Below are 1,798 nucleotides of genomic sequence, written 5' to 3'. Positions count from 1 at the left end.
GCGGAAGTCGGCCTGATGTTTTGAAATGGTTGTCTGGTAATGGGGGTTGAACGGACACGCTCTGCCAAGCCAACTGGCGGCCATGGCAATGATGGTTTGATCCTCTTCATTATCTGGTGATGTATTTTTCAGGCGAGTCAACAGGTCATCCATGTGCTTTTCAAGCACGTTATTTTTATTGGCATTGGAGTCTAGAGACAACCTGGCACAGCATACCATTACGCCCCAGAGAGACATCGATATAACTTGCCTGCAGAGCTGAGGGTTTTCACTGATTCGGTAGACAAGCGATTCGAATGTAGAGGTAACCACATTCAGCTCAACGAGTTCACCCAGTTTCGCCATGGCCCACAGCAGGTTGGCGATACTCTGTGGTTTAAAGTCAGCTTTCTGTGCCCTCACGTGGGGTAACAGTGCAGCCAAGGCCGCTTGGAACTCTGGTGTCCACTCCTGCCCGTTATCCACCAGTTTTGCCATGGCCCACAGCAGGCTGGCGATGTGCTGAGGAATAAATTGGTCTTTCTGTGCGTTCACGTGAGGCAACAGCGTGGCCACAGCCTCGTTGAGCGCTGGTGTCTGCTCCTGCCCGTTGTTCACCAGTTTCGCCATGGCCCACAGCAGGTTGGCAATCTCTTGTGGTTTAAAGGTAGCTCTCAGTGTATTCACGTGGGGCAACAGTGCGGTCACGGCCTCGTTGATTTCTGGTGTCGACTCCTGCCCGTTGTCCACCAGTTTCGCCATGGACCACAGCAGGTTGGCGATGTGCTGAGGAATAAATTGGTCTTTCTGTATTTTCACGCGGGGCAACAGTGCGAGCACGGTTTTGTTAAGCGCTGTTGTCTTCTCCTGCCCGTTGTCCACCAGTTTCGCCATGGCCCACAGCAGGTTGGTGATACCCTGTGGTTTAAAGTGAGCCTTTTGTGCGTTCACGTGGGGCAACAGGGCGGCCACAGCTTCTTTGAGCTCCGGTGTCGACTCCTGCCCGCTGTCCACCAGTTTCGCCATGGCCCACAGCAGGTTGGCGATATCCCGGGCTTTAAATTGGTCTTTCTGTACGTTCACGTGGGTCAACAGTGCGGCCACGGCCTCGTTGAGCCCTGGTGTCCGCTCCTGCCCGTTGTCCACCAGTTTCGCCATGGCCCACAGCAGGTTGGCGATTCCCTGGGCATTAAATGTGTTTTTCTGCACGTTCACGTGGGGCAACAGCGCGGCCACGGCCTCTTTGAGTCCTGGTGTCCACTCCTGCTCGTTGTCCACCAGTTTCGCCATGGCCCACAGCAGGTTGGCGATATCCTGGACATTAAATTGGCCTTTCTGTGTGTTAACCCGGTGGAACAGAGCGACCAGGGCCTCGTTGACTCCTGGTGTCCGCTCCAGCCCGTTGTCCACCAGTTTCGCCATGGCCCACAGCAGATTGGCGATATGCTGAGGAGTAAATTGGTCTTTCTGCGCGTTCACGAGAGGCAACAGGGCGGCCACGGCCTCGTTGAGACCTGGTGTCCGCTTCAGCCCGTTTTCCACCAGTTTCGTAATGGCCCACAGCAGGTTGGCAATGTCCCGGGCACTAAGTTGGTTTTTCTGTGCGTTCACGAGGGGCAACAGGGCGGCCACGGCCTCGTTGAGCCCCGGTGTCCGCTCCAGCCCGTTGTCCACCAGTTTCGTAATGGCCCACAGCAGGTTGGTAATGCCCTGGGTATTAAGCTGGTCTTTCTGTGCGTTCACGAGGGGCAACAGGGCGGCCACGGCCTCGTTGAGCCCTGGTGTCCGCTCCAGCCCGTTGTCCACCAGTTTCGTAATG

Annotated in this window: 1 protein-coding gene; it reads right to left on the bottom strand. The window is 56.0% G+C overall.

The genetic code is table 11. The features are described from left to right. Positions 1-1,798: DUF1601 domain-containing protein (locus tag ACO6VE_RS24430; protein WP_422464101.1), on the bottom strand; the 1,798-nt coding region annotated here is incomplete at both ends.

It is taken from the genome of Endozoicomonas sp. ALB115 (genome assembly GCF_049310245.1).
Lineage (GTDB): Bacteria > Pseudomonadota > Gammaproteobacteria > Pseudomonadales > Endozoicomonadaceae > Endozoicomonas.
The sequence above is the reverse complement of the archived record's forward strand: the minus strand, read 5'-3'. Positions and strand labels throughout refer to the sequence as shown.